Origin of the sequence: Rhodocyclus purpureus, from assembly GCF_016653115.1 — a bacterium.
In the GTDB taxonomy this organism is placed as follows: domain Bacteria; phylum Pseudomonadota; class Gammaproteobacteria; order Burkholderiales; family Rhodocyclaceae; genus Rhodocyclus; species Rhodocyclus purpureus.
In genome coordinates this window covers 69,610-92,666 of the sequence record NZ_NHRX01000043.1, presented here as the reverse complement: position 1 = coordinate 92,666, position 23,057 = coordinate 69,610, and the positions used below count along the sequence as shown (strand labels likewise).

Annotated in this window: 13 protein-coding genes; 7 read left to right on the top strand and 6 right to left on the bottom strand. The window is 69.3% G+C overall.

The window, feature by feature from the left end:
- Positions 1 to 83 precede the first annotated feature (83 nt).
- Complete coding sequence (locus tag CCR84_RS08900; RefSeq protein ID WP_201211473.1) at positions 84 to 3,377, top strand: EAL domain-containing protein; 3,294 nt, start codon at positions 84 to 86, stop codon at positions 3,375 to 3,377.
- A gap of 18 nt (positions 3,378 to 3,395) precedes the next feature.
- Here the strand turns inward: CCR84_RS08900 and CCR84_RS08895 are convergent, their stop codons facing one another.
- From CCR84_RS08895 to mtnA, 3 genes are all read right to left on the bottom strand, one after another.
- Positions 3,396 to 5,039, bottom strand: coding sequence for an NAD(P)/FAD-dependent oxidoreductase (locus CCR84_RS08895; protein WP_201211472.1), 1,644 nt, complete (start codon positions 5,037 to 5,039; stop codon positions 3,396 to 3,398).
- Between the two features lie 83 nt (positions 5,040 to 5,122).
- The gene (locus CCR84_RS08890; RefSeq protein WP_201211471.1) at positions 5,123 to 5,785 is read right to left on the bottom strand and encodes a class II aldolase/adducin family protein; all 663 of its coding nucleotides are present in this window, start codon (positions 5,783 to 5,785) and stop codon (positions 5,123 to 5,125) included.
- Positions 5,769 to 6,875, bottom strand: coding sequence for an S-methyl-5-thioribose-1-phosphate isomerase (gene mtnA, locus CCR84_RS08885; protein WP_201211470.1), 1,107 nt, complete (start codon positions 6,873 to 6,875; stop codon positions 5,769 to 5,771). The genes CCR84_RS08890 and mtnA overlap by 17 nt, the downstream gene beginning before the upstream one ends.
- Positions 6,876 to 6,970: 95 nt before the next feature.
- Between mtnA and CCR84_RS08880 the strand changes: the two genes are divergently transcribed.
- The gene (locus CCR84_RS08880) at positions 6,971 to 8,152 is read left to right on the top strand and encodes a pyridoxal phosphate-dependent aminotransferase (RefSeq protein WP_201211469.1); all 1,182 of its coding nucleotides are present in this window, start codon (positions 6,971 to 6,973) and stop codon (positions 8,150 to 8,152) included.
- Here the strand turns inward: CCR84_RS08880 and CCR84_RS08875 are convergent.
- Positions 8,149 to 10,293, bottom strand: a complete 2,145-nt coding sequence (locus tag CCR84_RS08875; protein ID WP_201211468.1) for a hypothetical protein — start codon at positions 10,291 to 10,293, stop codon at positions 8,149 to 8,151. The genes CCR84_RS08880 and CCR84_RS08875 overlap by 4 nt on opposite strands.
- A gap of 197 nt (positions 10,294 to 10,490) precedes the next feature.
- Between CCR84_RS08875 and queF the strand changes: the two genes are divergently transcribed.
- Entirely contained in the window at positions 10,491 to 11,330 is an 840-nt protein-coding gene (gene queF / locus CCR84_RS08870; RefSeq protein ID WP_201211467.1) for an NADPH-dependent 7-cyano-7-deazaguanine reductase QueF, read from the top strand.
- A gap of 31 nt (positions 11,331 to 11,361) precedes the next feature.
- Here queF and ald read toward each other — a convergent pair whose 3' ends face one another.
- Both ald and glnE read right to left on the bottom strand, forming a co-directional pair.
- Positions 11,362 to 12,486, bottom strand: coding sequence for an alanine dehydrogenase (ald, locus tag CCR84_RS08865; RefSeq protein ID WP_201211465.1), 1,125 nt, complete (start codon positions 12,484 to 12,486; stop codon positions 11,362 to 11,364).
- A 71-nt stretch (positions 12,487 to 12,557) separates the two neighbouring features.
- The gene (glnE, locus tag CCR84_RS08860; RefSeq protein WP_201211464.1) at positions 12,558 to 15,287 is read right to left on the bottom strand and encodes a bifunctional [glutamate--ammonia ligase]-adenylyl-L-tyrosine phosphorylase/[glutamate--ammonia-ligase] adenylyltransferase; all 2,730 of its coding nucleotides are present in this window, start codon (positions 15,285 to 15,287) and stop codon (positions 12,558 to 12,560) included.
- 169 nt (positions 15,288 to 15,456) lie between these two features.
- Here glnE and CCR84_RS08855 point away from each other — a divergent pair, with 169 nt between their 5' ends.
- From CCR84_RS08855 to aroG, 4 genes are all read left to right on the top strand, one after another.
- Complete coding sequence (locus tag CCR84_RS08855) at positions 15,457 to 19,533, top strand: YhdP family protein (protein WP_201211463.1); 4,077 nt, start codon at positions 15,457 to 15,459, stop codon at positions 19,531 to 19,533.
- Positions 19,472 to 20,347, top strand: a complete 876-nt coding sequence (locus tag CCR84_RS08850; RefSeq protein ID WP_201211462.1) for a carbon-nitrogen hydrolase family protein — start codon at positions 19,472 to 19,474, stop codon at positions 20,345 to 20,347. The genes CCR84_RS08855 and CCR84_RS08850 overlap by 62 nt, the downstream gene beginning before the upstream one ends.
- Positions 20,348 to 20,413: 66 nt before the next feature.
- On the top strand, positions 20,414 to 21,862 hold the full coding sequence (gene tldD, locus CCR84_RS08845) for a metalloprotease TldD (RefSeq protein ID WP_201211461.1): 1,449 nt from the start codon (positions 20,414 to 20,416) through the stop codon (positions 21,860 to 21,862).
- 113 nt (positions 21,863 to 21,975) lie between these two features.
- A complete protein-coding gene (gene aroG, locus CCR84_RS08840) occupies positions 21,976 to 23,055 on the top strand; it encodes a 3-deoxy-7-phosphoheptulonate synthase AroG (RefSeq protein ID WP_201211460.1) in 1,080 nt (359 codons plus the stop codon).
- Positions 23,056 to 23,057 lie beyond the last annotated feature (2 nt).

Below are 23,057 nucleotides of genomic sequence, written 5' to 3'. Positions count from 1 at the left end.
CAATCCACATGGCGTTGTCGGCGTCGACTCGGTAAGATAGCGCGGTTAGCGAAGGTCGTGCCCTTCGTACAGCGGAGTCAAAAATGCTCGACACCCTGACGCTTGCCGAACTGTGCGAGTCCGGCAAGCGACTGACCCTCGCCCCGGACGATCCGGTCTCGGCGGCAGTTTCGCTCATGGGGCAAGCGTGCGCGAGTGCGGTGGCGATCGCCGTCGACGAGCGCCCGCTCGGCATCTTCACGGAACGCGATGCGTTGACGCTGGTCGCGAGCGGCGCCTATTCGCCGGCGACCCCGCTGCGCGAAGTGATGTCCGCCGAGGTGATCTGTGCGCCGGCAGAGATGACTTTCGCCGAAGGTTACGCACGGATGGCCGGGCACGGTCTGCGTCATCTGGTGCTGATCGATGCGCAGGGCTGCCTGTACGGTGTCGTGTCCGAGACCGACTTCGCCAATGCGCTCGGCGCCGAGGAACTGCAGGGACCACGCAGCGTGCGCGACCTGATGACCCGCGATCCGGCAACGGTGCTGCCGCAGGTATCGATCGCCGAAGCGCTGGCGCTGATGGACAAGCGCAGGATCAGTTCGGTGATCATCGCCGAAGGCAAATGGGCGCTCGGCATCCTGAGCGAACGCGACGTCATCCGCCTCGCCGCGCTCGACCTTGACCTGCACGCGACACCGGTTTCAGCGTTCATGTCGCACCCGCTCCACACCATCGGTCCCGACCGCTTGGCCCACGAGGTGACGCCGCTGATGCGCGCGCACGGGGTGAGGCGCCTGGTGGTCGAGGACGAGGCTGGTTACCTGATCGGGATACTGACCCGGCGAGACCTGTTGCGCGACATCAAGGATGTCTATCTGCGCCTCCTGCGGCGCACGGTCGCCGAGCAGGGCCGCGCGCTGCGTGTCGCGCGGCGGCAGTTGAGCGAGCGAAACATCCTGCACTCGCTGCTGCAGCACTCGGAGGACCTCGGGGTGATCGCCGCCGATCCCCAAGAGGTGATTCATTTCGTGAACGACGCGGCACTCAGGGCGCTCGGACTGACGCACCTGCCGGTGCGCTCGCTGTCCTTGTCGCAACTGCTTGCTGCCGCCGGCCTGGGTGACGAAGCCATCGGCGAAAGGCTGGCCGAACTCGTCGGCGCACAACGCCTGAACCTCGAGTTTTGCTGCACTGCGGCAGTCGGGCGGCGCTGGCTGCGGCTCGCCGCTTCGGCGATTCTCGACGAGAGCGGCGAGCGCGAGGGCTATCTGCTGACCCTCCAGGATCGCACCCAGGAACGCACCGACTCGGAGTACCTGCGCGCGGTTTTCGCGACCTCGCCGGCAGGAATCGCGGTGCGCGACGGCTATGGCCGTCTCGAACTGGTCAATCCCGCGCTGCTCGCCATCCTCGGCTACGAGGAAGATCCCGAGGGCTTGATCGGAGAGGACTTTTCCAAACTTTCCCTGGCAGCGGATCGCGAGCGCGAAGCCGCGCTGTATTCGCGGCTGCAGGCGGCCGAAATCCCCGGCTACCGGCTGGAGAAGCGCTACCGGCACCGTGACGGCCATTGGGTCCTGGCGGACGTCGCCGTCTCGGCAATTCGCGATGCGGGCGGCCAGATGACGCACTCGGTGGCCGTCATCAACGACATCAGCGATCTGCGCCATGTCGAGGAGCGACTGGTCGAGAGCGAGGAGCGTTTTCGCCAGGTCTTCGAGGAAACGAATCAGCCGACGATGCTCTTCGAACAGGGCTTGTGCGTCGCCGCCAACCGCGCCTGTCTCGCCCTGTTCCGCTGCGACAGCCTGGATGCATTGCTCGGCCGCAGCATGGCGGAGCTCTCGCCGGCGCAACAGCCCGACGGACGCGATTCTGCGCAATGCATGGACGAACTTTTTTCGCTGATCGATGAACGGGGTGCGCTGGAGCAGGAGTGGGAGTATCGCCGCGCCGACGGCGAGAGTTTCCCCGGCTGGCTGAGCGTCACCGCGATCCGCGTCGGCACGCGCAATCTGAGGCATGTCGTGCTCAACGACATCAGCGCGCAGAAGAAGGACCGCGAGCAGATCGCCTTCCTGGCCTTCCACGACGCCTTGACCCGCCTGCCTAATCGCTACGCGGCACAGGATCGGCTGCAGCACGAAGTCGCCGCGGTCGAGCGCTACCGTTCGAGTCTGGCCGTGCTTTATCTCGATCTCGACAAGTTCAAGTTCGTGAACGACAGCTTTGGCCATGCCGTCGGTGACCTCCTGCTCAAGAACGTCGGCATGCGCCTGGCGCAGGTACTGCGTGCCGACGACTTCCTCTGCCGCCTGTCCGGCGACGAGTTCATGGTCGTGATGCGCGAGGAAACATCGAGTCATCTGGTGATGCAGGTTTCGAAGGCTTGCGAACGCCTGCAGGCCAGTCTCGCCTATCCCTTCCTGCTCGGCGGACGTCAGGTGTTCGCCTCGGCGTCGATCGGGGTCGCGGTCTATCCGCAGGATGGCGCCGACAGCGAGACGCTGATGCGCAACGCTCACCTGGCACTGCACGAAGCCAAGAAGACCGGGGAAAACAGTTGTCGTTTCTTCGAAGCGCGGATGAACGCCGAACTGATGAGCTTCGTGCAGACGCGCGATGCCTTGCGCCTGGCACTGGAGCGCGACGAGTTCGAGTTGCACTACCAGCCACAGGTCGACCTGCGCAGCGGCGAGTTGATCGGTGTCGAGGCCCTGGTCCGCTGGAATCGGCCCGGCACCGGACTGCTCATGCCGGACGCGTTCATCGACACGGCGGAGGAAAGCGGGCTGATCGTCGGCGTCGGCCGCTGGGTGCTGCGCGAAGCGTGTCGGCAGGCAGCGGCCTGGCAGGCCGCGGGCCGGACCTCGCTGGTGGTGGCGGTCAATCTCTCGGCGGTTCAGTTCCGCCAGGGAGCGGTCGAAGAAGACGTGCTGGCGGCGCTGCGCGAAAGCGGGCTGGCCGCGGGCTGCCTGGAACTGGAACTGACCGAGTCGATCCTGCTGGAAGACGGGGACGCGATCCTGAAGACCGTCTCAGGCTGGAAAGCGCTCGGCATCCAGTTGTCGCTCGACGACTTCGGCACCGGCTATTCGAGTCTCTCCTACCTGAAGCGATTCAAGTTCGACAAGCTCAAGATCGATCGTTCCTTCGTCATGAATCTGCTCGAAGACGAGGAAGACTGCGCGATCGTCCAGTCGATCATTCACATGGCGCGCAGTCTGAACTTGAGGACGATCGCCGAAGGGGTCGAAGACGCGCGGCAGGTCGAGCAACTGCAAAAGATGGGCTGCGTGCAGGCACAGGGCCACTTCTACGGCCGGGCGATGCCGGCGGCGGAATTTGAACGGTGGCTCGCGGGCGCGAGCGCGGACCAGGCGCCCGGGTGACGGGCGTCTGTATCCGCTTCAGCCGCGGCGCAACAGGTCGAGCGCGACCGCCTCGGCGATGCGGATGCCGTCGACGCCGGCCGAGAGGATCCCGCCCGCGTAGCCGGCGCCTTCGCCGCCCGGATAGAGTCCGCGCACGTTGATGCTCTGCAGGTCGTCGCCACGCGGCAGGCGCACCGGCGACGAGGTGCGCGTCTCGACGCCGGTGAGCACCGCGTCGGGCAGTGCGAAGCCCTTGATCTGCTTCTCGAAGGCCGGGATCGCCTCGCGGATCGCCGCGATCGCCCAGTCGGGCAGCGCGCTCGCGAGGTCGGTCGGGCGCACGCCGGGCTTGTACGAGGGGACGACCTCGCCCAGTTGCGCCGAGGGACGGCCGGCGAGGAAGTCGCCGACGCGCTGCGCCGGCGCGTTGTAGGTGCCGCCGCCGAGTTCGAAGGCGTGCGCTTCGAGCTGGCGCTGGAAGGCAATGCCGGCGAGCGGATTCTCGGGCGAGCCGCCGAAGTCCTCGGGATTCACGTTCACGACGATGCCGGCGTTGGCGTTGCGCTCGGCGCGCGAGTACTGGCTCATGCCGTTGGTGACGACGCAGTTCGGCTCCGAGGTGGCAGCGACGACCTGGCCGCCGGGGCACATGCAGAAGCTGTACACGGTGCGTCCGTTGCTCGCGTGGTGGACCAGCTTGTAGTCGGCGGCACCGAGGCGTGGATCCTCTGCGTGGCGGCCGTAGCGCGCGGCGTTGATCAGTGACTGCGGGTGCTCGATGCGGAAGCCGACCGAGAACGGCTTCGCCTGCATGGCGACGCCGCTCTCGTACAGCATGGCAAAGGTGTCGCGTGCGCTGTGCCCGAGCGCGAGCACAACGTGCGCGCTCTCGATCTCCTCGCCGCTCGCCAGGCGCACGCCGCGGATGCGGCGCTGGCCGGCGCCGTCGTCTGCGGGGGCGTCCGCGAAGAGCAGGCCGGTGACGCGCTGCTCGAAGCGGATTTCGCCGCCGAGCTCGATGATCTCGCGGCGCATGTTCTCGACCATCGACACCAGGCGGAAGGTGCCGATGTGCGGCTTGGCGAGGGTGAGGATTTCCGCCGGTGCGCCGGCCTTGACGAATTCGGAGAGCACCTTGCGCCCGTGGTGCTGCGGGTCACGGATCTGGCTGTAGAGCTTGCCGTCGGAGAAGGTGCCGGCGCCACCTTCGCCGAACTGGACGTTCGACTCCGGGTCGAGCTTGTGCTGCCGCCACAGCCCCCAGGTGTCGCGCGTGCGCTCGCGCACCGCGCGGCCGCGTTCGAGGACGATCGGCTTGAAGCCCATCTGCGCCAGCACCAGCGCGGCGAGGATGCCGCAGGGACCGAAGCCGACGATCAGCGGTCGCTGCGCCTTGAGGTCCGCCGGCGCCTGCGCGACGAAGCGGTAGCTCATGTCGGGCGTCGGCACGATGCGATGGTCGGCGGCGAAGCGCTGCAGCACCGCTGCCTCGTTCTTCACTTCGACATCGACCGCGTAGATGAAGCTCGGCGCACCGACGCGGCGCGCATCGACGCTCTGGCGGAAGATGCTGAAAGCCTTGACCTCGTGGGCGGCGAGCTTCAGTCGCGTCGCGATCGCCGCCGGCAGGGCCTCGGGCGGGTGGTCGAGCGGCAGGCGGAGTTCGGTGATGCGCAGCATGGCAATGGTCGGCGAAGTGCGAGGTTGAGAGAAGGGGAGCGGCGAAAGGGGGGTCTGTGGGAGCGGCGGCAGCCGCGAACGCGCTATTGCTGCCCGTAGGTGGAAAACTTGTCGAGAACCACCGCCATTTCGTCGGCGTCGAGCAGCACCGGTGCGCCGAGCTGGCAGGCGCGCCAGTACTGCTCGCACAGTGCCTCGAGCTCGATCGCCAGGGCGACGGCGCGTTCGAGCTTGCTGCCGAAGAGCAGCATGCCGTGGTTGGCGAGCAGGCAGGCCGAACGGTCCACGAGCGCGGCGAGCGCCGCGTCGGACAGCGCCTGCGTGCCGAAGGTGGCGTAGGCGCTGCAGCGCACCGTATCGCCGCCGAAGCGCGCGATCATGTAGTGGAAGGGCGGGATGTCGCGGCGCAGGCAGGAGAGCGTCACCGCGAACGGTGAGTGCGTATGCACGATCGCGCCGGCCTCGCTCCGTGCGGCATAGACATCGCGGTGGAAGCGCCATTCGGAAGAGGGCTTGCGCCGGCCCTTGGGGGCCTGGCCGTCGCGGTCTGCGAGCGCGAGGAAGACGATGTCCTCGGGTTCGAGCGTCGCATAGTCCATCCCGGTCGGTGTGATCAGGTAGCCGTCGACGCCGTCCTCGACGCAGCGCACGCTCAAGTTGCCGGCGGTGCCCTTGTTCAGCCCGGCGGCGGAGAGCGCCTGCGCGCTGGCGATCAGCTGCCGGCGCAGCTCAGTCTGCTCGGCCATGGCGCGCTTCCGGGTAGAGCGCGAGCAGTCCTTCGCTGCTCGCCGCGGCGCTGCCGCGCTCGCTGATGATCGCGCTGACGTAGCGCGCCGGGGTCACGTCGAAGGCAGGGTTGCCGACCGCCTCGCTGGCCGGCAGCTGGCGCACCGAGGCAGGCTGGCCACCCTCGTTGCAGCCATGGACGACGCGCAGCTCGTCGCCTGCGCGTTCCTCGATCGGGATCGCCGCGCCGCTGGCGCAGGCAAAGTCGATCGTCGAGCGCGGCGCGGCGACGTAGAAGGGCACGTCGGCCGCCTGCGCGGCGAGCGCCTTGAGGTAGGTGCCGACCTTGTTGGCGACGTCGCCGTTGGCGGCGATGCGGTCGGCGCCGACGATCACCGCGTCGACCTCGCCGCGCGCGAGCAGCAGCCCGGCGGCGTTGTCGGCGATCACCGTGTGCGGAACGCCGTGCTGAGCGAGTTCCCAGGCAGTGAGCAGGCCCTGGTTGCGCGGCCGCGTCTCCGACACCCACACATGGACGTCGATGCCGGCGTCGAAGGCGGCGTAGATCGGCGACAGCGCCGTGCCGTGGTCGACCGTCGCCAGCCAGCCGGCGTTGCAGTGCGTCATCAGGTTCAGGCGGCCGCGCATTTCGGCGAGCGGGCGCAGCAGTGCCAGGCCGTGGGCGCCGATCGCGCGGCATTGCGCGACGTCTTCCTCGGCGATCGCCGCCGCTTCCTGCCAGGCGGCTGCGGCACGCGCGGCTTCGGGCAGCGGCGAGAGCGTCGCCTGCATGCGCGCGAGCGCCCAGTGCAGATTGACCGCGGTCGGTCGCGTTGCGCCGAGGGTGGCGATCGCCTGCGCCAGGGTCGCGTCGTCGGCGTGCCTGACGAGCGAGAGCGCGACCCCGTAGGCGGCGGTGACGCCGATCAGCGGCGCGCCGCGCACCTGCATGCTGCGGATCGCGTGCGCGGCTTCGGCGAGCGATGAGAGGCGCAGCCAGCGGAAGGCGTGCGGCAGCGCGGTCTGGTCGATGATGTCGACGGCCCGCGCATCTGCAGCGAGATCGGAGGCGGGGCGGATGGTGCGGGTGGGAATGTTATTGACGTTCATGGGCCGGCATTCTACCAGCGTGCCGCTTTCCGCTTGCGGCCGATGGCGTTCGCGGGCAAGCTCGCGATCGTTCCCGTCGTCTGCGCGCCATCGCCATGCCAGAAAACACCTTCATCCCGTCGCCGATCCGCTCCCGCCCGCACCTCGACAGGATCGGCACGACCATCTTCACGGTCATGTCGAAGCTGGCTGCGGAATGCGGCGCGATCAACCTGTCGCAGGGCTTTCCCGACTTTCAGGCCGAGCCCGCGCTGTTCGACGCGGCGCACCGCGCGATGCTCGCCGGCCGCAACCAGTACCCGCCGATGAGCGGCACCCCCGAACTGCGCCGCGGCATCGCCGACAAGGTGGCGGCGCTTTACGGCGTGAGCCTCGATGCCGACGAGGAGATCACCGTCACCGCCGGCGCCACGCAGGCCATCTTCACCGCGATCGCCGCCTTCGTCGGTCCCGGCGACGAGGTCATCGTCTTCGCACCGGTCTACGACAGCTACGCGCCGGCGATCGAGACGGTCGGCGGCAAGGTCGTCTACGCGCAACTCAAGCAGCCCGATTTCCGCCCGGACTGGGATGCCGTGCGTTCGCTGATCACGCCGCGCACGCGGATGATCATCATCAACTCGCCGCACAACCCGACCGGTGCGCTGCTCGGCACCGAGGACCTCGACGCGCTCGCCGGGCTCCTGCGCGGCAGCGGCATCCTCGTCCTCGCCGACGAGGTGTACGAGCACATGGTCTATGACGGTGCGCGGCACGCAAGCGTCGTCGCCCACCCCGAGCTCGCCGCGCGTGCGCTGGTCGTCTCGTCCTTCGGCAAGACCTACCACATCACCGGCTGGAAGATCGGCTACGTGCTGGCGCCACCCGCACTGACGCGCGACTTCCGCAAGCTGCACCAGTTCAACGTGTTCACGGTCAATACGCCTTGCCAGCTGGCGATCGCCGACTACATGGCCGACCCCTCGCGCCATCTCGGGCTGGCGGCCTTCTATCAGGCGAAGCGCGACTTCTTCCGCGCGCAACTGGTCGGCTCGCGCTTCGAACTGCTGCCCTGCCGCGGCAGCTATTTCCAGCTCGTGCGCTACGAGGCCGATCTGCCTGACGACGAATTCGCCTGCTGGCTGACGCGTGAGGTCGGCGTCGCGGCGATCCCGCTGTCGGCCTTCCACGCCGGCGAGCAGGTCGAGGCGGCACGCGCGCAACGCATCGTGCGTTTCTGCTTCGCCAAGCAGGAAGCGACGCTCGCCGCTGCCGGCGAGCGCCTGCGTCACTGCTAGACGCCGAGGCTGCGTACGGTCACCGCCGCCAGCGCCGCGGCCACGAGGATGAGCAGCAGATAGAAGAACCAGGGGTGCTTTTTCTCTGCGTAGGGGTCGGCGAGCGAGCGCTCGGCGCCGGCCGGCAGCCTGGCCACCTGCGTCAGCGAGCCGCCGAAGGGGATGTTGATGCGTGCGCGCGCATTCACCGCCCAGCCGTTGGCGTCGAGCAGCGGGCCGAGGTTGCGCTTGCGCAGGCGGAACGCGGCGAGCGCCACCGCCGGCAGCGAGACGATCAGCAGCAGTCCGGCGATGGCCAGCGGCATCTGCCACCAGGCGAGGCCGAGGAAGCCGGTGACGAGCGCGGCCAGCGCGCCGCCGATGGCGCCGATGGCCAGCCCGATCGCGGCAAAGATGCCGACGAAGCGGCCGATGTCGAAAGGCGCGGGCTTGGCGGCTTCCGGGGCGGCGGCCGCGGCGGGTACCTTGGCCGCCGCAGCCGCCGCCGAATCGTCGATCGCCTTGGCACGCGCGGCGGCGAATTTCTCCATCTGTTCGGCGAGCAGCCTGGCCAGTTTCTTGTAAGGTGACCAGAAGGCCTGCGACAGGCTGATCGGCTGGTCGACGATGCGCGTGATCGTCGCGTCCCAGTCGCGTCCCTGGCGGTCGTAGAAGACGCCGTTGCGGCCGACGGCGAGATTGTCCGAGTCGCCGGCGGTGAAGGCCGCGGCGATCGTCATCTTCTCGGCGCCGCGCACGCAGTCGCAGTAGGCGAGGTAGATCCCCGACTGCGCGGCGATCGCCGCGTGCTTGCCCGCGTCGAGCACCGGCAGGCAGAGTTCACAACTGCGCTCGTCGAGGTAAAGCGTCCCGCACTGGAAGATCGCCGGCTCCTGCCGCGCGTAGAAGCGGCGGAAGGAGACGAAGTTCTCGGCGAGCTTGGCGAGATCGCGCACGTAGAGCACCAGCCGGTGCACGGCCAGCAGCTCGGCCGCGACCTCGGCGCGCGCGGCGTCGGCGTCGATCAGCGCCGCCAGCCGCGCTTCGCCGTCGCCGGCGGTGATCGCGGCGATGCGCTCAGGGGACAGCGTGGCGGCGATCCTTTCGGCGAGCGCATCGGCGGGACGTGCCGCCTGCCAGGCGTGCCAGGCCGCGAAGCGCTCGCCGATCGCCTGCCACCCGGTTTCGCTGAGTTCGTCACGCGCACCGAGCAGCGGCGTCACCACCTCGTTGGCGAACTTGCCGAGGGCCGCCGCCCACGCCGGATTGACCCCGGCTGTGAGCGGCAGTGGCCGGCCGGCGGCGATGCGTGCGAGCGGCAAGGCGGCCGCGTCGGCGGCGGCCAGGAGGCGTGCGCCGAGTGCCTGGAAGTCGGCCTCGGAGCCGTTGAGCGAGGGCGTCGCGCGTGCGTCGAAGGCGGACAGACGGCAGCGCGCGAAGTAGTCGTCGATCTTGGCGCGGACGCAGTCGACAGTCGCGGCGGCGTCGGCCGTCGCCGCGCCGAGCGGCAGGATCGCCGGCTGGCCCGCGGGTTGCGCCTGCCATTCGGCGAGCGCGCGCGCCGCAGTGTGGAACTGCTGCAGCAGCTCCCGGTCGATTCCCGGCTCGCCGCTGCGGTCGCGGCGACCGCCGCTGACGGCGACGATCTCGCCGATCAGCGTCTTCAAGCCTTCGTCGTCACCGGCGGCGAGGGCGGTGATGACGCCATCGCCGTTGAACGCTTCCCGGGCAAACAGCGACTCCAGGGTCTCTGCCTCCTCGGCGCTGAGGCTGGCATCGTCCGCGTCCTTGCCGAGCCGCGCGATCAGCGTGCGCGCGGCCTGCTGCAGGCGGGCGCCTTCTTCATCGTGCGTGGCGATCGCGGCGAGCGGCAGCGGCTGCGTTCCGCGGGCGATGAGTTCCGGATCGGTGAGCCGCGCACCGCACCAGTGCAGCGCGGCGATCAGGTCGGGCGCGCGGATGCGGCCATCGCCGTCCGCGTCGAGCAGTTGCAAGGTCGTCGGGTCGAATTCGAGGCCGTGCGTCGGGCAGGCCAGCGCCACCCACAGCTTCTGGTCGAGGGATTCGAGCGCGAGCAGGTCGTCGGCGCTGTCGAGGCGGACCTGGTCGAAGCCGCCGGCGCGGAAGAAGCGCCAGCGGTGCGAGTCGGGAACGGCGGACATGATCTTTTCCTCATCGTTGATGCGGCCTGCGCCAGGCATCGGCTGCTGCACGCGCCGGCAGGACGCCAGGGGCCGCGACGGCCCCTGTTGACTTCATCATAGGCTGATCGCGCCGCCAGCGGGAGTTGCTGGCCATGCCCGGCCCCGCCAAGCGCCCGCATGCTGCGTTGCAGCGCGCGAGGCGGTAACATGCGCGGATGAGCACGACTACCGACCCCAGCATCCTCTCCCCGCTCGGCAAGCCGACCGAGTACCGCGCCGACTATGCGCCCGAACTGCTCTATCCGATCCCGCGCCAGCTGAAGCGTGTCGAGCTCGGCATCGCCGCCGGCGCGCTGCCCTTCGTCGGCGAGGATCTCTGGAACGCCTACGAGCTGTCCTGGCTGAACGCGAAGGGCAAGCCGATCGTCGCGCTGGCCAGCTTTCGCGTTCCTGCGGACAGCCCGAACCTGATCGAGTCGAAGTCGCTGAAGCTCTATCTCAACTCGTTCAACCAGACGCCCTTTGCCGACCTGGCTGCGGTCGAGACGGCGCTCGTGCGCGACCTGTCGGCGGCAGCCGGCGCGCCCGTGCGCGTGACGGTCGAGCCGCTCGGCAGCCACCCGCAGGTGGCGATCGGCTACCCGCAGGGCGAGCTCATCGACGATCTCGACATCGCCTGCACCACCTACCAGCCGGATCCGCAACTGCTGACGATCGGCGACGGCCCGGAGCGCGAGGAGACGCTCGTCTCGCACCTGCTCAAGTCCAACTGCCTGGTGACCGGCCAGCCGGACTGGGCGATGCTCGTCGTCCGCTACCGCGGCCGGCCGATCGACCGCGCCGGGCTGCTGCGCTACATCGTCTCCTTCCGCGGCCACAACGAATTCCACGAGCAGTGCGTCGAGCGCATCTACTGCGACCTCCAGCGCCGCTGTAGCCCGCGCGCGCTGGCCGTGCATGCACGCTACACGCGGCGCGGCGGCCTCGACATCAATCCCTTCCGCAGCAGCGGCGAGTTCCCGCCGCCCGACAACACGCGCGAGGTGCGTCAGTAGCGTCGCCTACTGCGCGGTCGGCTGCGGGGGCTCATTCCAGCGCCTCCAGCACCTCCCGCGCGGCGAGCGCAGACAGTCCGAGTGCCGCGCCGACCGCGGCGCAGGTGATCCTGCCGGCGTGGATGTTGAGCCCGGCGAGCAGCTGCGGATCGGCGCGCAAGGCAGCCTTCACGCCCTGGTCGGCCAGTGCCAGGACGAAGGGCAGGGTGGCATTGTTGAGCGCGAAGGTCGAGGTGCGCGCGACCGCGCCCGGCATGTTGGCGACGCAGTAGTGAACGATGCCATCGACCACGAAGCTCGGGTCGGCGTGGGTCGTCGGATGGCTGGTCGCGAAGCAGCCGCCCTGGTCGATGGCGACGTCGACCAGCACCGTTCCGGGACGCAGTAGCTGCAGCTGCTCGCGCTGCAGCAGGGTCGGCGTCGCTGCGCCCGGGATGAGGACGGCACCGACGATCAGGTCGGCCGCACGAACCGCAGCCTCGATCGCTGCGCCGGTCGCATGGAGGGTGCTGATGCGACCGCCGAAGCGGTTGTCGAGCCAGCGCAGGCGGTCGAGCGAGCGGTCGACGACGCAGACTTCGGCGCCGACGCCGGTGGCGATAAGGGCCGCGTTGTAGCCGACGACACCGCCGCCGAGGATCGTCACCTTGCCCGGGGCAACACCGGGAACGCCGCCAAGCAGGATGCCGGCGCCGCCCTTCGATTTTTCGAGGCAGGCGGCGCCGACCTGGATCGCCATGCGGCCCGCGACTTCGCTCATCGGCGCCAGCAGCGGCAGGCCACCGGCGGCGTTGGTGACCGTCTCGTAGGCGATCGCGGTGACCCCGGCAGCGAGCAGCTGCTCCGTCTGCGGGCGGTCGGGGGCGAGGTGCAGGTAGGTGAAGATCGTCTGTCCCGGGCGCAGCTGCCGGCATTCGTGCGCCTGAGGCTCCTTGACCTTGACGATCAGCTCGGCGCGCGCGAAGACTTCCTCGGCGCTGTCGACGAGCCCGGCGCCGGCGGCCAGATACTGCGCGTCCGAGAGCCCGATGGCGGCGCCGGCATCCTTCTCGACCAGCACCCGGTGGCCGTACGCGACCAGTTCGCGCACGCTGGCCGGCGTCAGACCGACGCGGTATTCGTGGTTCTTGATTTCCCTGGGGACGCCGACAAGCATGATGTCTTCCTTTCAGCCCGTTTGCCGGCCGGCGGCGGACGCCGCCGCCTTGCCGCGCCGGCGTACCAGCCTCATCCGGGCTCGCCGGTGAACACCACGCGCCACAGATCCTCCACCGCCGCGATGTGACGGCCGACCGTATCGCGTTCGATGCGCGACGAGGGCGCGCCGTCGAGGCGCATGGCGTGCTGGAGCCGGCGGTATTCACGATAGGCGTCCTGTACCGCCTGCGCCAGCCCGGCTGGGATCAGGTCGAGTTCGGCCGCCAGCCGCAAGAGCGCGATGTTGCCGATGTTGCGGCAGAGGTCGGGGTGGGCATGCGCGTGACCGAGGACCAGGTACTGCACGATGAACTCGACGTCGATGATGCCGCCGCGATCCTGCTTGATATCGAAGACCTCCGCGTCGGGCGAGGCGTGCGCGTCGAGCATGCGCTTGCGCATCGCCAGAACCTCGCTGCCGAGCCTCCCGAGTTCGCGCGGCTGGCACAGGATTTCGACGCGGATCGCCTCGAAGCGCGCGCCGAGTTCCGGGTCGCCGGCGCAGAAGCGCGCGCGCGTCAGCGCCTGGTGTTCCCAGACCCAGGCGTCGTGCAGTTCGTAGTCGCGGAAGGCGGCGAGCGGGCTGACCGGAAGTCCGGATTCGCCGTTCGGGCGCAGGCGGGTGTCGGTCTCGAACAGGATGCCGGCGGCGGTCCGGCTCGACAGCCAGGTGTTCATGCGCTGTGCCAGCCGCGCGTACAGTTTGCCGGCTTCGGGTTCGTCGTCGTCGTGGAGGTAGACGAGGTCGAGGTCGGAGCCGTAACCGAGTTCCTTGCCGCCGAGCTTGCCGAAGCCGATCACGGCGAACTTAGGCTGCGCGCGGTGGCGGCGGGCGAGCTTGTTCCAGCACAGCTCGAGCGTCGTCTGCAACACGATGTCGGCGAGCTGAGAGAGGTGGTCGGAAATGCGCGGGATGCTCTGCAGACCGGCGAGATCCTGCGTCAGCACGCGGAACACCTGGGCATGGTGCATCTCGCGCAGGACGTCCATCTCGCGCTCGGGGTCGTCGGACGAGTCGGCGAGGCGCAGCGCCAGTTCGTTGCGGAAGACGCTCCAGTCGGTGGCGAGGTCGTAGAGCCGCGGGTCGAGCAGTTCGTCGAGCAGGATCGGGTGGCGCGTCAGGTACTCGGCGGCCCACGACGAGCTGCCGATCATGGCTGCGACCTTCTGCAGCGCCTGCGGATACTGCAGGAGCAGCGCCAGGTAGGCACCGCGACCGCTGATCGTCTCCAGCAGGTCGAGGCCGCGCGCCCAGGTCGCGTCGGGTGCGTGCGTCGCGGCGGCGGCGGCGAGCAGGCGCGGGCCGAGCGCGTCGAGTCGTTCGCGATTGCTCGCCGGCAGCTGCTGGTAGCGCACGCTGCTGCGCAGCCGCTGGCGGCGGGCGAGGGCGCGCTTCGCGTCGCGAAAGCCGAGCGCGCTGAATTCCTCGAGCGCGGAGTCCTCGTCGACGTTGCCCTGCCACAGCCCGGTCAGCGCGTGCGCGGCTTCCTCCGGTTCGGAGAAGACCAGCTCGAAGTGCTGCGCGACGCGGGCGCGGTGCGCGTCGAGCTCCGCGGCGAGCGCCGGCCAGTCGGCGAAGCCCATGGCGCGCGCGAGCTGCGCGCGGTCCTCATCACCTGCGGGCAGACGGTGCGTCTGCGCGTCCTCGACGTACTGCAGCCGGTGTTCGAGCCGGCGCAGGAATTCGTAGGCGGTCGCCAGCTCGCGTTCGCCCTCGGGCGGCAGCTGGCGGCGTTGCGCGAGCGCTTCGAGCACCGCCAGCGTCGGCCGGATGCGCAGGCCGGCGTCGCGACCGCCACGGATCAACTGGAAGGCCTGCGCGATGAACTCGATCTCGCGGATGCCGCCGGGGCCGAGCTTGATGTGGTCGGCCATGTCCTTGCGCGCGACCTCGCGGCGGATCTGCGCATGCAGCTCGCGCATCGCGTTGATCGCGCCGAAGTCGAGGTACTTGCGATAGATGAACGGCCGCGCGACCTGTTCGAGCGCCTGCGCCCACTCGGGCTGCAGGTTGTCGCCCTGGTTGAGGATGCGTGCCTTGATCCAGGCGTAGCGCTCCCACTCGCGGCCCTGCGTGACGAAGTAGTTCTCCAGCGCGTCGAGCGAGCAGACCAGCGGGCCGGAGTCGCCGTTCGGGCGCAGGCGCATGTCGACGCGGAACACCTGTCCGTCGGCGGTAATCTCGCCGAGCGCGGCGATCAGGCGCTTGCCGAGGCGGTTGAAGAAATCGTAGGCGTCGATCACCTTGCCGCCGCCGGCGGTGCTGCCTTCCTCGGGATAGACGAAGATGAAATCGACGTCGGACGAGACGTTCAGCTCGCGCCCGCCGAGCTTGCCCATGCCGATCACCAGGAGGCGCTGCGGCCGGCCCTGGCTGTCCAGCGGCTCGCCGAAGCGCTGCACCAGCGCGCGGTGCGCGTGTTCGAGCGCGAAATTGACGGTGACTTCGGCGAGCAGCGTCATCGTCTCGACGACCTCGGCGAGCGGCGCGACGCCGGCGAGGTCGCGCACCACCAGCGCCGCCATCACACGCTGGCGCAGCTGCCGCAGCGCGCGCTGCTGTGCCGTCTCGTCGTCCCCGGCGGCACCGGCGAGGAACTTGCGCATGGTTTCGCCGTCGACCGGCCGGTGCGCGTGCTCGCGCAGCCAGTCACCGACCTCCGGACGTGCCGACAGCAGTTGGCGCAGCCAGCGGCTGTGCGCGAGTCCGGGCTGCCAGTCGGGGCAGGCGCCGGCGGGGGGCTGAAGCGAATCTTTCATGGCATTCTCGGAGGTCGGCGACGCCGCCCGACGCGATGCCGGGCGGCAATGCTGCAGCGAGCGCGGGTCGATGCTTTACAATCCTCCCTCGCTCCTCATCTGCAAGCTCCGCCATTCTAGTGACGCCCCGCAATCTTTGGCAAAAGTCCTGCCGCTCCGGCGCCTGCTGATGGCTCCCGAAGCGCTGCGCCGGACGCTCTACTACCGCTTCCACCGCCTGCTGCCCTTGGTCGAGCAGCCGGCGGTGCGAAAGTTCGCGCGCGTCGCGCTGGCGGCGGCGACCCTGCTCTGGTTCGCCTTCGTGCTCGCGGTGCTGGTGCTGCGCTACGCCATCCTGCCCAACATCGAGCACTATCGCCCGGACATCGAGCGCCGCGTCAGCGCGGCACTGGGGCTTTCGGTCAGCATCGGGCGCATCGAGGCGAGCTGGGACGGGGTCAATCCGGACCTCGCGCTGCTCGACGTCCGCGTCGCCGACGCCGGCGGTCGTCCGGCGCTCGCCTTCTCGCGCGTGCAGACGGTGCTGTCGTGGTGGACGGTGCCGACGGCGCGCCTGCAACTCGCCCTGCTGGCGATCGACCAGCCGACCTTGCACCTGCGCCGCGACGAGGATGGCCGCATCCTCGTCGCCGGCATCCCGCTCAACGACCAGTCGGCCGACACCGGTGCCGCCGACTGGATCCTCGAGCCGGGCCGCATCCGCATCCGTGACGCGACCCTGGTCTGGGAGGACGCGCAGCGCGGCGCACCGGCGCTGCTCCTCGAGGACGTCAATTTCGGCCTCGACAACAGCGGTCGTCGCCATCGCTTCGCGCTGACCGCGCTGCCGCCGCCCGAGCTCGCCGCGAAGGTGGACCTCCGCGGCGACTTCCGCGGTCGCGATCTGGAACGGGCCGAAGCGTGGCGCGGGCAGCTTTACGCCGCGATCGACTACGCCGACCTCGCCGTCTGGCAGCGCTGGATCGACTATCCCGTAGCGCTGCCGCAGGGGCGCGGCGCGTTGCGGGCCTGGGCCGATTTCGCCGACGGCCGCTTCCAGAGTGTTACCGCCGACCTGGCGGTGCGCGACCTGCGCCTGCGGCTGGCGAAGAACCTGCCCGAACTCGACCTCGATCGCCTGCAGGGGAGGATCGGATTCGCCCTCGGCGAGCGCGGTTTTTCGCTCAGCGGCAAACAGCTCACGCTGGCGACGCGTAGCGAGAGCGCGACGACGGCTGCCCCGGCCATCGTCGTTCCGGCGACCGACTTCAAGCTCGACTGGCAGCCCGGCGACGGCGACGCGGTGTCCGGCAGCGCCACCGCCAGCCGGCTCGACCTCGCGGCGCTGGCGGCGCTGGCCGGCTACCTGCCGCTCGATGTGCGCTCCCGCATCCTGCTCGTCGACTACGCGCCGCAGGGCGTCGTCAGCGAGCTGAAGGCGGCGTGGCGCGGCGATGCGCAGTCGATGCAGGCTTACTCGGTCACCGCGCAATTCGCGGCGCTGGGACTCTCGGCGCAGGGCTACTTCCCGGGGTTTTCGGGCCTGTCGGGCAGCATCGACCTCGACGAGAAGGGCGGCCGCGTCAGCCTGAACGCGCGCAAGACCACGCTCGACCTGCCGAGCGTCTTTCCCGAAGCCGGGATCGCCCTCGACACGCTGGAGGCGCAGGCGAAGTGGACCCGCCGCGACGGTGTCCTCGATGCCGAACTGGTGCGCGCCGAGTTCGCCGGCGCCGACGCTGCCGGCAGTGCGCACGGGACTTATCGCTACTCGGGCGAAGGTCCGGGAACGATCGATCTCGCCGCCGAGCTGAGCCGTGCCGATGCGCGCGCCATCTGGCGCTTCATGCCGCACGCCGTCAATGCCAATGCCCGCCACTGGTTGCGTGACGCGCTCGTTGCCGGCAGCGCCAGCGACGCGCGGCTCACGCTCAAGGGTGATCTTGCGCACTTTCCCTTCGTCGATCCCGCACAGGGCGAGTTCCTCGTCACCGCGCGGGCGCACGACGTCACCCTCGATTACGCGCCGGGTTGGCCGAAGATCACCGGGATCGAGGGCAAGCTGCGCTTCGCGGGGCCGGGAATGACCGTCGAGGCCGAACGCGGGGCCATCCTCGGTACCAGTCTGTCGGCGACGCGTGCCGTGATTCCCGACTTCGATGCGCCGGTGACGATGCTCAAGGTCAATGGCCAGGTCTCCGGTCCGACTGCCGAGTTTCTCAAGTTCATCGAGCAGAGCCCGGTCGCCGAGAAGATCGACCGCTTCACCGAGGACATGCGCGCGAGTGGTGACGGCAGACTCGATCTCGCGCTCGAACTGCCGCTCGAGCTGGCACTGATGGATCAGGCGCGCGTCACGGGCAGGTTCCAGTTCATCGACAACGAGGTGCTGGTCGATGCCGCGCTGCCGCCATTGCGGCAGGTCAACGGCATCCTCGACTTCAGCGAAGCATCGATCACCGTGCCCGCCATCGACGGCGTGCTGTCCGGCGGCCCCGTGCAGATCAAGGGCGGCAGCCAGGCGGACGGACAGGTGCTGATCACGGCCAGCGGTTCGCTGGCGGTGGCGCAAGTGCGCAAGAGCTTCGATCTGCCGCTGTTCGACCAGCTTTCCGGCGCCATCAACTACCGCGGCGAGGTACGCGTGAAGAAGCGCAGCAGCGAGATCGTCGTCGACTCGACCCTCGCGGGCCTCTCGTCGAGCCTGCCCGAGCCGTTCAACAAGAGCGCCCGGGACGCCCTGCCGCTGCGTTTCGAGAAGAGCTCGCTGCCGCCGGGCGGTGCGCGCGAGGCGCGCGACCAGTTACGCCTCACGCTGGGTGCTGCGCCCGGCGTGCTCGCCGCGCAGATCCTCCGTCGTCGGCAGGGCAGCGAATACGTGGTCGAGCGCGGCGCCGTCGCCGTCGGCCGGCCCCTGCAGTTGCCCGAACGCGGGCTGGCGGTGAATGTGACGATGCGCAAGTTTGATGCCGATTTCTGGCGTCGCGCGCTCGCTGCCGGCAAGTCCGGCAACGGTGGGAGCGGAGGGACAGGGGCCGCCCGCAGCCAGGTGGCCGGCAGCGCTTCTGCGCTCAGTGTCTTCTCGCTGAGTACTCCGGAGCTGCGCCTCCTCGGCGAGCGCTTCAACGATGCCGAGATTGCGGCCAACGCGGTCGGTGCGCAGTGGCAGATTCAGCTGGCCTCGCGGCAGGCGAGCGGCGAACTGCAGTGGGACGGTGCCGGCAGCGGCCGCTTGCGCGCGCGCCTGCAACGGCTGGCGCTCGAGGCGCCCGCCGAGGGTGCCGATGCGTCCGTGCCCGAGGCGGTCGAGGAACTGCCTGCGCTCGACGTCGTCGCCGAAGACTTCTCGGTCGGCACGCGTCGCTTCGGCCGGCTAGAACTGGCTGCGCGCAACGAAGGGCGGGTCTGGCGGCTCGACCGCATTCGCCTCGCCAATCCTGCCGGCAGCCTCGTCGGCAGCGGACAGTGGCAGTTCGCCGGCGGCAACCGCACCCGGCTCGAGTTCAAGCTCTCCGCCGGCGATCTCGGCCGCCTGCTCGAGCGGCTCGGTTTTCCGGGGACGCTACGCGGCGGCAGTGCGCAACTCGACGGCATGGTACGCTGGATAGGTCCGCCGAGCAGCATCGATCACGCGACCCTCGCCGGCGAGATGAACGTCGAGGCTACACGCGGCCAGTTCCTCAAGCTCGACCCGGGCGCCGGCAAGCTGATCGGACTGATCAGCCTGCAGTCCTTGCCGCGGCGCGTCACTCTTGATTTTCGCGACGTATTCAGCGAGGGCTTTGCCTTCGACAGCATCGCCGGCAAGCTGACGATGCAGGCCGGGGTGATGCACAGCGAGCGGCTGCGCATCGACGGTCCGGCGGCGCACGTGGTGCTGCGCGGCGACGTCGACCTGGCGCAGGAGACGCAGCACCTGAGGGTCAACGTCCAGCCCGAACTCGGCGGCACCGCCGCGCTCGGCGTCGCGCTGGTCAACCCCGTCGCCGGCGTCGCCACCCTGCTCGCGCACAGGATTCTGCAGAATCCGCTCAACCAGATGTTCGGTTTCGACTATCTCGTCACCGGGTCCTGGGATGATCCGAAGGTCGAGCGGCTCGGTCGCAGCGCGGCGCCGTCAATGCCTTTCCCTCCTGCCGGGACGACTTCCCCGGCGGCCGAGGTTCCCGTTTCCCCCGCTCATGAAGTCAAGCCAGAGGCCACGCATGAACCCGAATCCCGACGCCAGCCAGTTCCCGGCGAACCTGCAGACCCCGTCGCCGACTGAGCCGTCGAGGCGGCGCGCGGCGACGGTCGCCGCCGTGCAGATGGTCTCGGCAGCGCGCGTCGCCGACAACCTCGCCGCTGCCGGACGCCTGGTCGCCGACGCTGTTGCGCAAGGGGCCGAACTCGTCGTCCTCCCCGAATACTTCCCGATCATCGGCCTCTCGGATCGCGACAAGTTTTCCGTGCGCGAGGCGGACGGCGCCGGCCCGATCCAGGACTTCCTCGCCGGGACCGCGGCGCGCCACGGTATCTGGCTCGTCGGCGGCTCGATCCCGCTCGCTGCGCGCGCTCCCGACAAGGTGCTCAACGCCTGCGTCGCCTACGCGCCCGACGGCCGTCGTGTTGCCCGCTACGACAAGATACACCTCTTTGGTTTCGCGCAGGGCAGCGAGCGCTACGATGAAAGCGCGAGCATCGAGGCCGGCACCACCCCGGTCGCCTTCGACACCGACTTCGCCCGCGTCGGGCTGTCGATTTGTTACGATCTGCGTTTTCCGGAGCTTTATCGCGCGCTCGGTGTCGTAGACCTGCTGGCGCTGCCGGCCGCCTTCACCGAGACGACCGGCGTCGCGCACTGGGAAGTCCTGCTGCGCGCGCGGGCGATCGAGAATCAGTGCTACCTGATCGCCAGCGCGCAGGGCGGACGCCACGAGAACGGCCGCGAGACGCACGGCGACAGCATGTTGGTCGACCCCTGGGGCCGCATCCTCGACCGCAAGCTGAAGGGCCCGGGAATCGTGCTCGGCTGCGTCGATCCGGCGCGCATCGACGCCGTGCGCCAGAGCTTGCCGGCGCTCAGCCATCGCGTCCTGTAGCCTGCCACCGCCTGACGAATCACTCCGCGGCTACCGCCGCGCCCACGATTTTTACGACTTCCGACCATGACCGCACACCACGACAAGCTGTTCCGCCAGGCGCAAGAAACCTTGCTTTCGGCACACGGCATCGACACCACGGACCTCTCCCGCCTGTTCGGCGAGATCATGACCCGCCGCGTCGATTACGCCGACCTCTACTTCCAGTACAGCCGATCGGAGGCCTGGAGTCTCGACGAGGGGATTGTCAAGGCCGGCAGTTTCTCGATCGACCAAGGCGTCGGCGTGCGCGCGCTGTCCGGCGAGAAGACCGCCTTCGCCTATTCGGACGAGATCAGCCTGCCGGCGCTCGCCGACGCCGCGCGCGCGGTGCGCGCGATCGCTGCCGCCGGCGAGGAACGCCGGGTCCCGGCGCTGAAGCGGGGCGGCGGACACGAGTTGTACGCGCCGCTCGATCCGCTCGTCTCGCTCGACGCGGTGAGCAAGGTACGCCTGCTCGAACGCATCGAGGCTTTCGCCCGCGCCGCCGACCCGCGCGTCGTACAGGTGATGGCGCAGGTCGCCGGCGAGTACGAGGTGGTCCTCGTCGCCGGCAGTGACGGCCGGCTCGCCGCCGACGTGCGGCCGTTGGTACGCGTCTCGATCAACGTCATCGTAGAGGAGGGCGGCCGCCGCGAGCAGGGCTCGGCGGGCGGCGGCGGCAGGAGCGACTACGGCATGTTCACCGACACCCTGCTGCAACATTACGCGCACGCCGCCGTGCACCAGGCGGTGACCAACCTCAATGCGCAAGCAGCGCCGGCCGGCGTCATGCCGGTCGTGCTCGGCCCCGGCTGGCCTGGAATCCTGCTGCACGAGGCGGTCGGCCACGGCCTCGAAGGCGACTTCAACCGCAAGGGCAGTTCGGCCTTCTCCGGTCGCGTCGGCGAGCGCGTCGCTGCCAAGGGGGTCACCGTCGTCGACGACGGGACGCTCGCCGGTCGCCGCGGTTCGCTCAACATCGACGACGAGGGCGTGCCGACGCAACGCACCGTGCTGATCGAGGACGGCATCCTCAAGGGCTACCTGCAGGACGGGCTCAACGCCGGCCTGATGGGCGTTCAACCTACCGGCAACGCGCGCCGCGAGTCGTTTGCCAACCTGCCGCTGCCGCGCATGACCAACACCTACATGCTCGCCGGCGACAGGAGCCCCGAGGAGATCATCCGCTCGGTGAAGAAGGGCATCTACGCGGTGAACTTCGGCGGCGGCCAGGTCGACATCACCAGCGGCAAGTTCGTCTTCTCGATGTCGGAAGCCTACCTGATCGAGGACGGCAAGGTCACCGCGCCGGTCAAGGGGGCGACCCTGATCGGTTCCGGACCCGAGGCCATGCGCAAGGTGAAGATGATCGGCAACGACCTCGCGCTCGACCCCGGCGTCGGCACCTGCGGCAAGGACGGGCAGAGCGTTCCGGTCGGTGTCGGCCAGCCGACCCTGCGCATCGACGGGCTGACCGTCGGCGGCACCGCCTGATCACCGCCGCGCCGCGCGCTGCTGCAACTGCGCAGCCGGCGGCGCGGGTCCGCGCTTTCGCGTAAAATCCCGCCCTTTAAAGGCCGGTCGCAACCGGCGCCTCCAGGAATCCAATGATGCTGCAGAGCAAGCCCAATACCGACGACGTCCGCATCCGCGAAATCAAGGAACTGGTTCCGCCGGCGCACGTCTTTCGCGAATTTCCCGTCGGCGTGCGTGCGGCGCAGACGACCTACAACGCGCGGCAGACGATCCACCGCATCCTGCACGGCGCCGACGACCGGCTGCTGACGGTGATCGGCCCGTGCTCCATCCACGACGTCGACAGCGCGCGCGAGTACGCGCGCCGCCTGCGCAAGGAGGCCGAGCGCTTCGCTGCCGACCTTTACGTCGTGATGCGCGTCTATTTCGAGAAGCCGCGCACGACGATCGGCTGGAAGGGATTGATCAACGACCCGCGCCTCGACGGTTCCTTCCGCATCAACGAGGGCGTGCGTCTGGCGCGCAGCCTGCTGCTCGACATCAACGAGCTGGGGCTGCCCTGTGCGACCGAGTTCCTCGACACGATCACGCCGCAATACACCGCCGACCTGATCGCCTGGGGGGCGATCGGTGCGCGCACCACCGAGTCGCAGGTGCACCGCGAACTGGCGTCGGGACTGTCGTGCCCGGTCGGCTTCAAGAACGGCACCGACGGCAACGTGCGCATCGCCATCGACGCGATCCGTGCCGCGCAGTCGCCGCACCATTTCCTGTCGGTGACCAAGGGCGGTCATTCGGCGATCGTGTCGACCACGGGCAACGAGGACTGTCACGTCATCCTGCGTGGCGGCAAGCATCCGAACTACGACGCCGCCTCGGTCGAGGCGGCGTGCAGCGAGATCGCCGCGGCGGGTCTCGCCGCACGCCTGATGATCGACTTCTCGCACGCCAACAGCAGCAAGCAGTTCGGGAAGCAGGTCACCGTCGCCGAGGACGTCGCCGGTCAGCTCGCCGCGGGCGACAAGCGCATCGTCGGCGTCATGGTCGAGTCGAACATCGTCGAGGGGCGCCAGGATCTCGTCCCCGGCCGTACGCTGGAAGCCGGCAAGAGCATCACCGACGCCTGCCTCGGCTGGGAGGATTCGCTCGCCGTGATGGAAATACTCGCCGAAGGCGTGCGCCAGCGCCGCCTGGTCGAAGCCGGCCGCTGAGC

Bases quoted from the DNA above. Each gene is read 5' to 3' on its own strand.
- CCR84_RS08900 (WP_201211473.1), top strand. From the start codon at position 84: ATGCTCGACACCCTGACGCTTGCCGAACTGTGCGAGTCCGGCAAGCGA.
- CCR84_RS08895 (WP_201211472.1), bottom strand. From the start codon at position 5,039: ATGCTGCGCATCACCGAACTCCGCCTGCCGCTCGACCACCCGCCCGAG.
- CCR84_RS08890 (WP_201211471.1), bottom strand. From the start codon at position 5,785: ATGGCCGAGCAGACTGAGCTGCGCCGGCAGCTGATCGCCAGCGCGCAG.
- mtnA (WP_201211470.1), bottom strand. From the start codon at position 6,875: ATGAACGTCAATAACATTCCCACCCGCACCATCCGCCCCGCCTCCGAT.
- CCR84_RS08880 (WP_201211469.1), top strand. From the start codon at position 6,971: ATGCCAGAAAACACCTTCATCCCGTCGCCGATCCGCTCCCGCCCGCAC.
- CCR84_RS08875 (WP_201211468.1), bottom strand. From the start codon at position 10,293: ATGTCCGCCGTTCCCGACTCGCACCGCTGGCGCTTCTTCCGCGCCGGC.
- queF (WP_201211467.1), top strand. From the start codon at position 10,491: ATGAGCACGACTACCGACCCCAGCATCCTCTCCCCGCTCGGCAAGCCG.
- ald (WP_201211465.1), bottom strand. From the start codon at position 12,486: ATGCTTGTCGGCGTCCCCAGGGAAATCAAGAACCACGAATACCGCGTC.
- glnE (WP_201211464.1), bottom strand. From the start codon at position 15,287: ATGAAAGATTCGCTTCAGCCCCCCGCCGGCGCCTGCCCCGACTGGCAG.
- CCR84_RS08855 (WP_201211463.1), top strand. From the start codon at position 15,457: ATGGCTCCCGAAGCGCTGCGCCGGACGCTCTACTACCGCTTCCACCGC.
- CCR84_RS08850 (WP_201211462.1), top strand. From the start codon at position 19,472: ATGAACCCGAATCCCGACGCCAGCCAGTTCCCGGCGAACCTGCAGACC.
- tldD (WP_201211461.1), top strand. From the start codon at position 20,414: ATGACCGCACACCACGACAAGCTGTTCCGCCAGGCGCAAGAAACCTTG.
- aroG (WP_201211460.1), top strand. From the start codon at position 21,976: ATGATGCTGCAGAGCAAGCCCAATACCGACGACGTCCGCATCCGCGAA.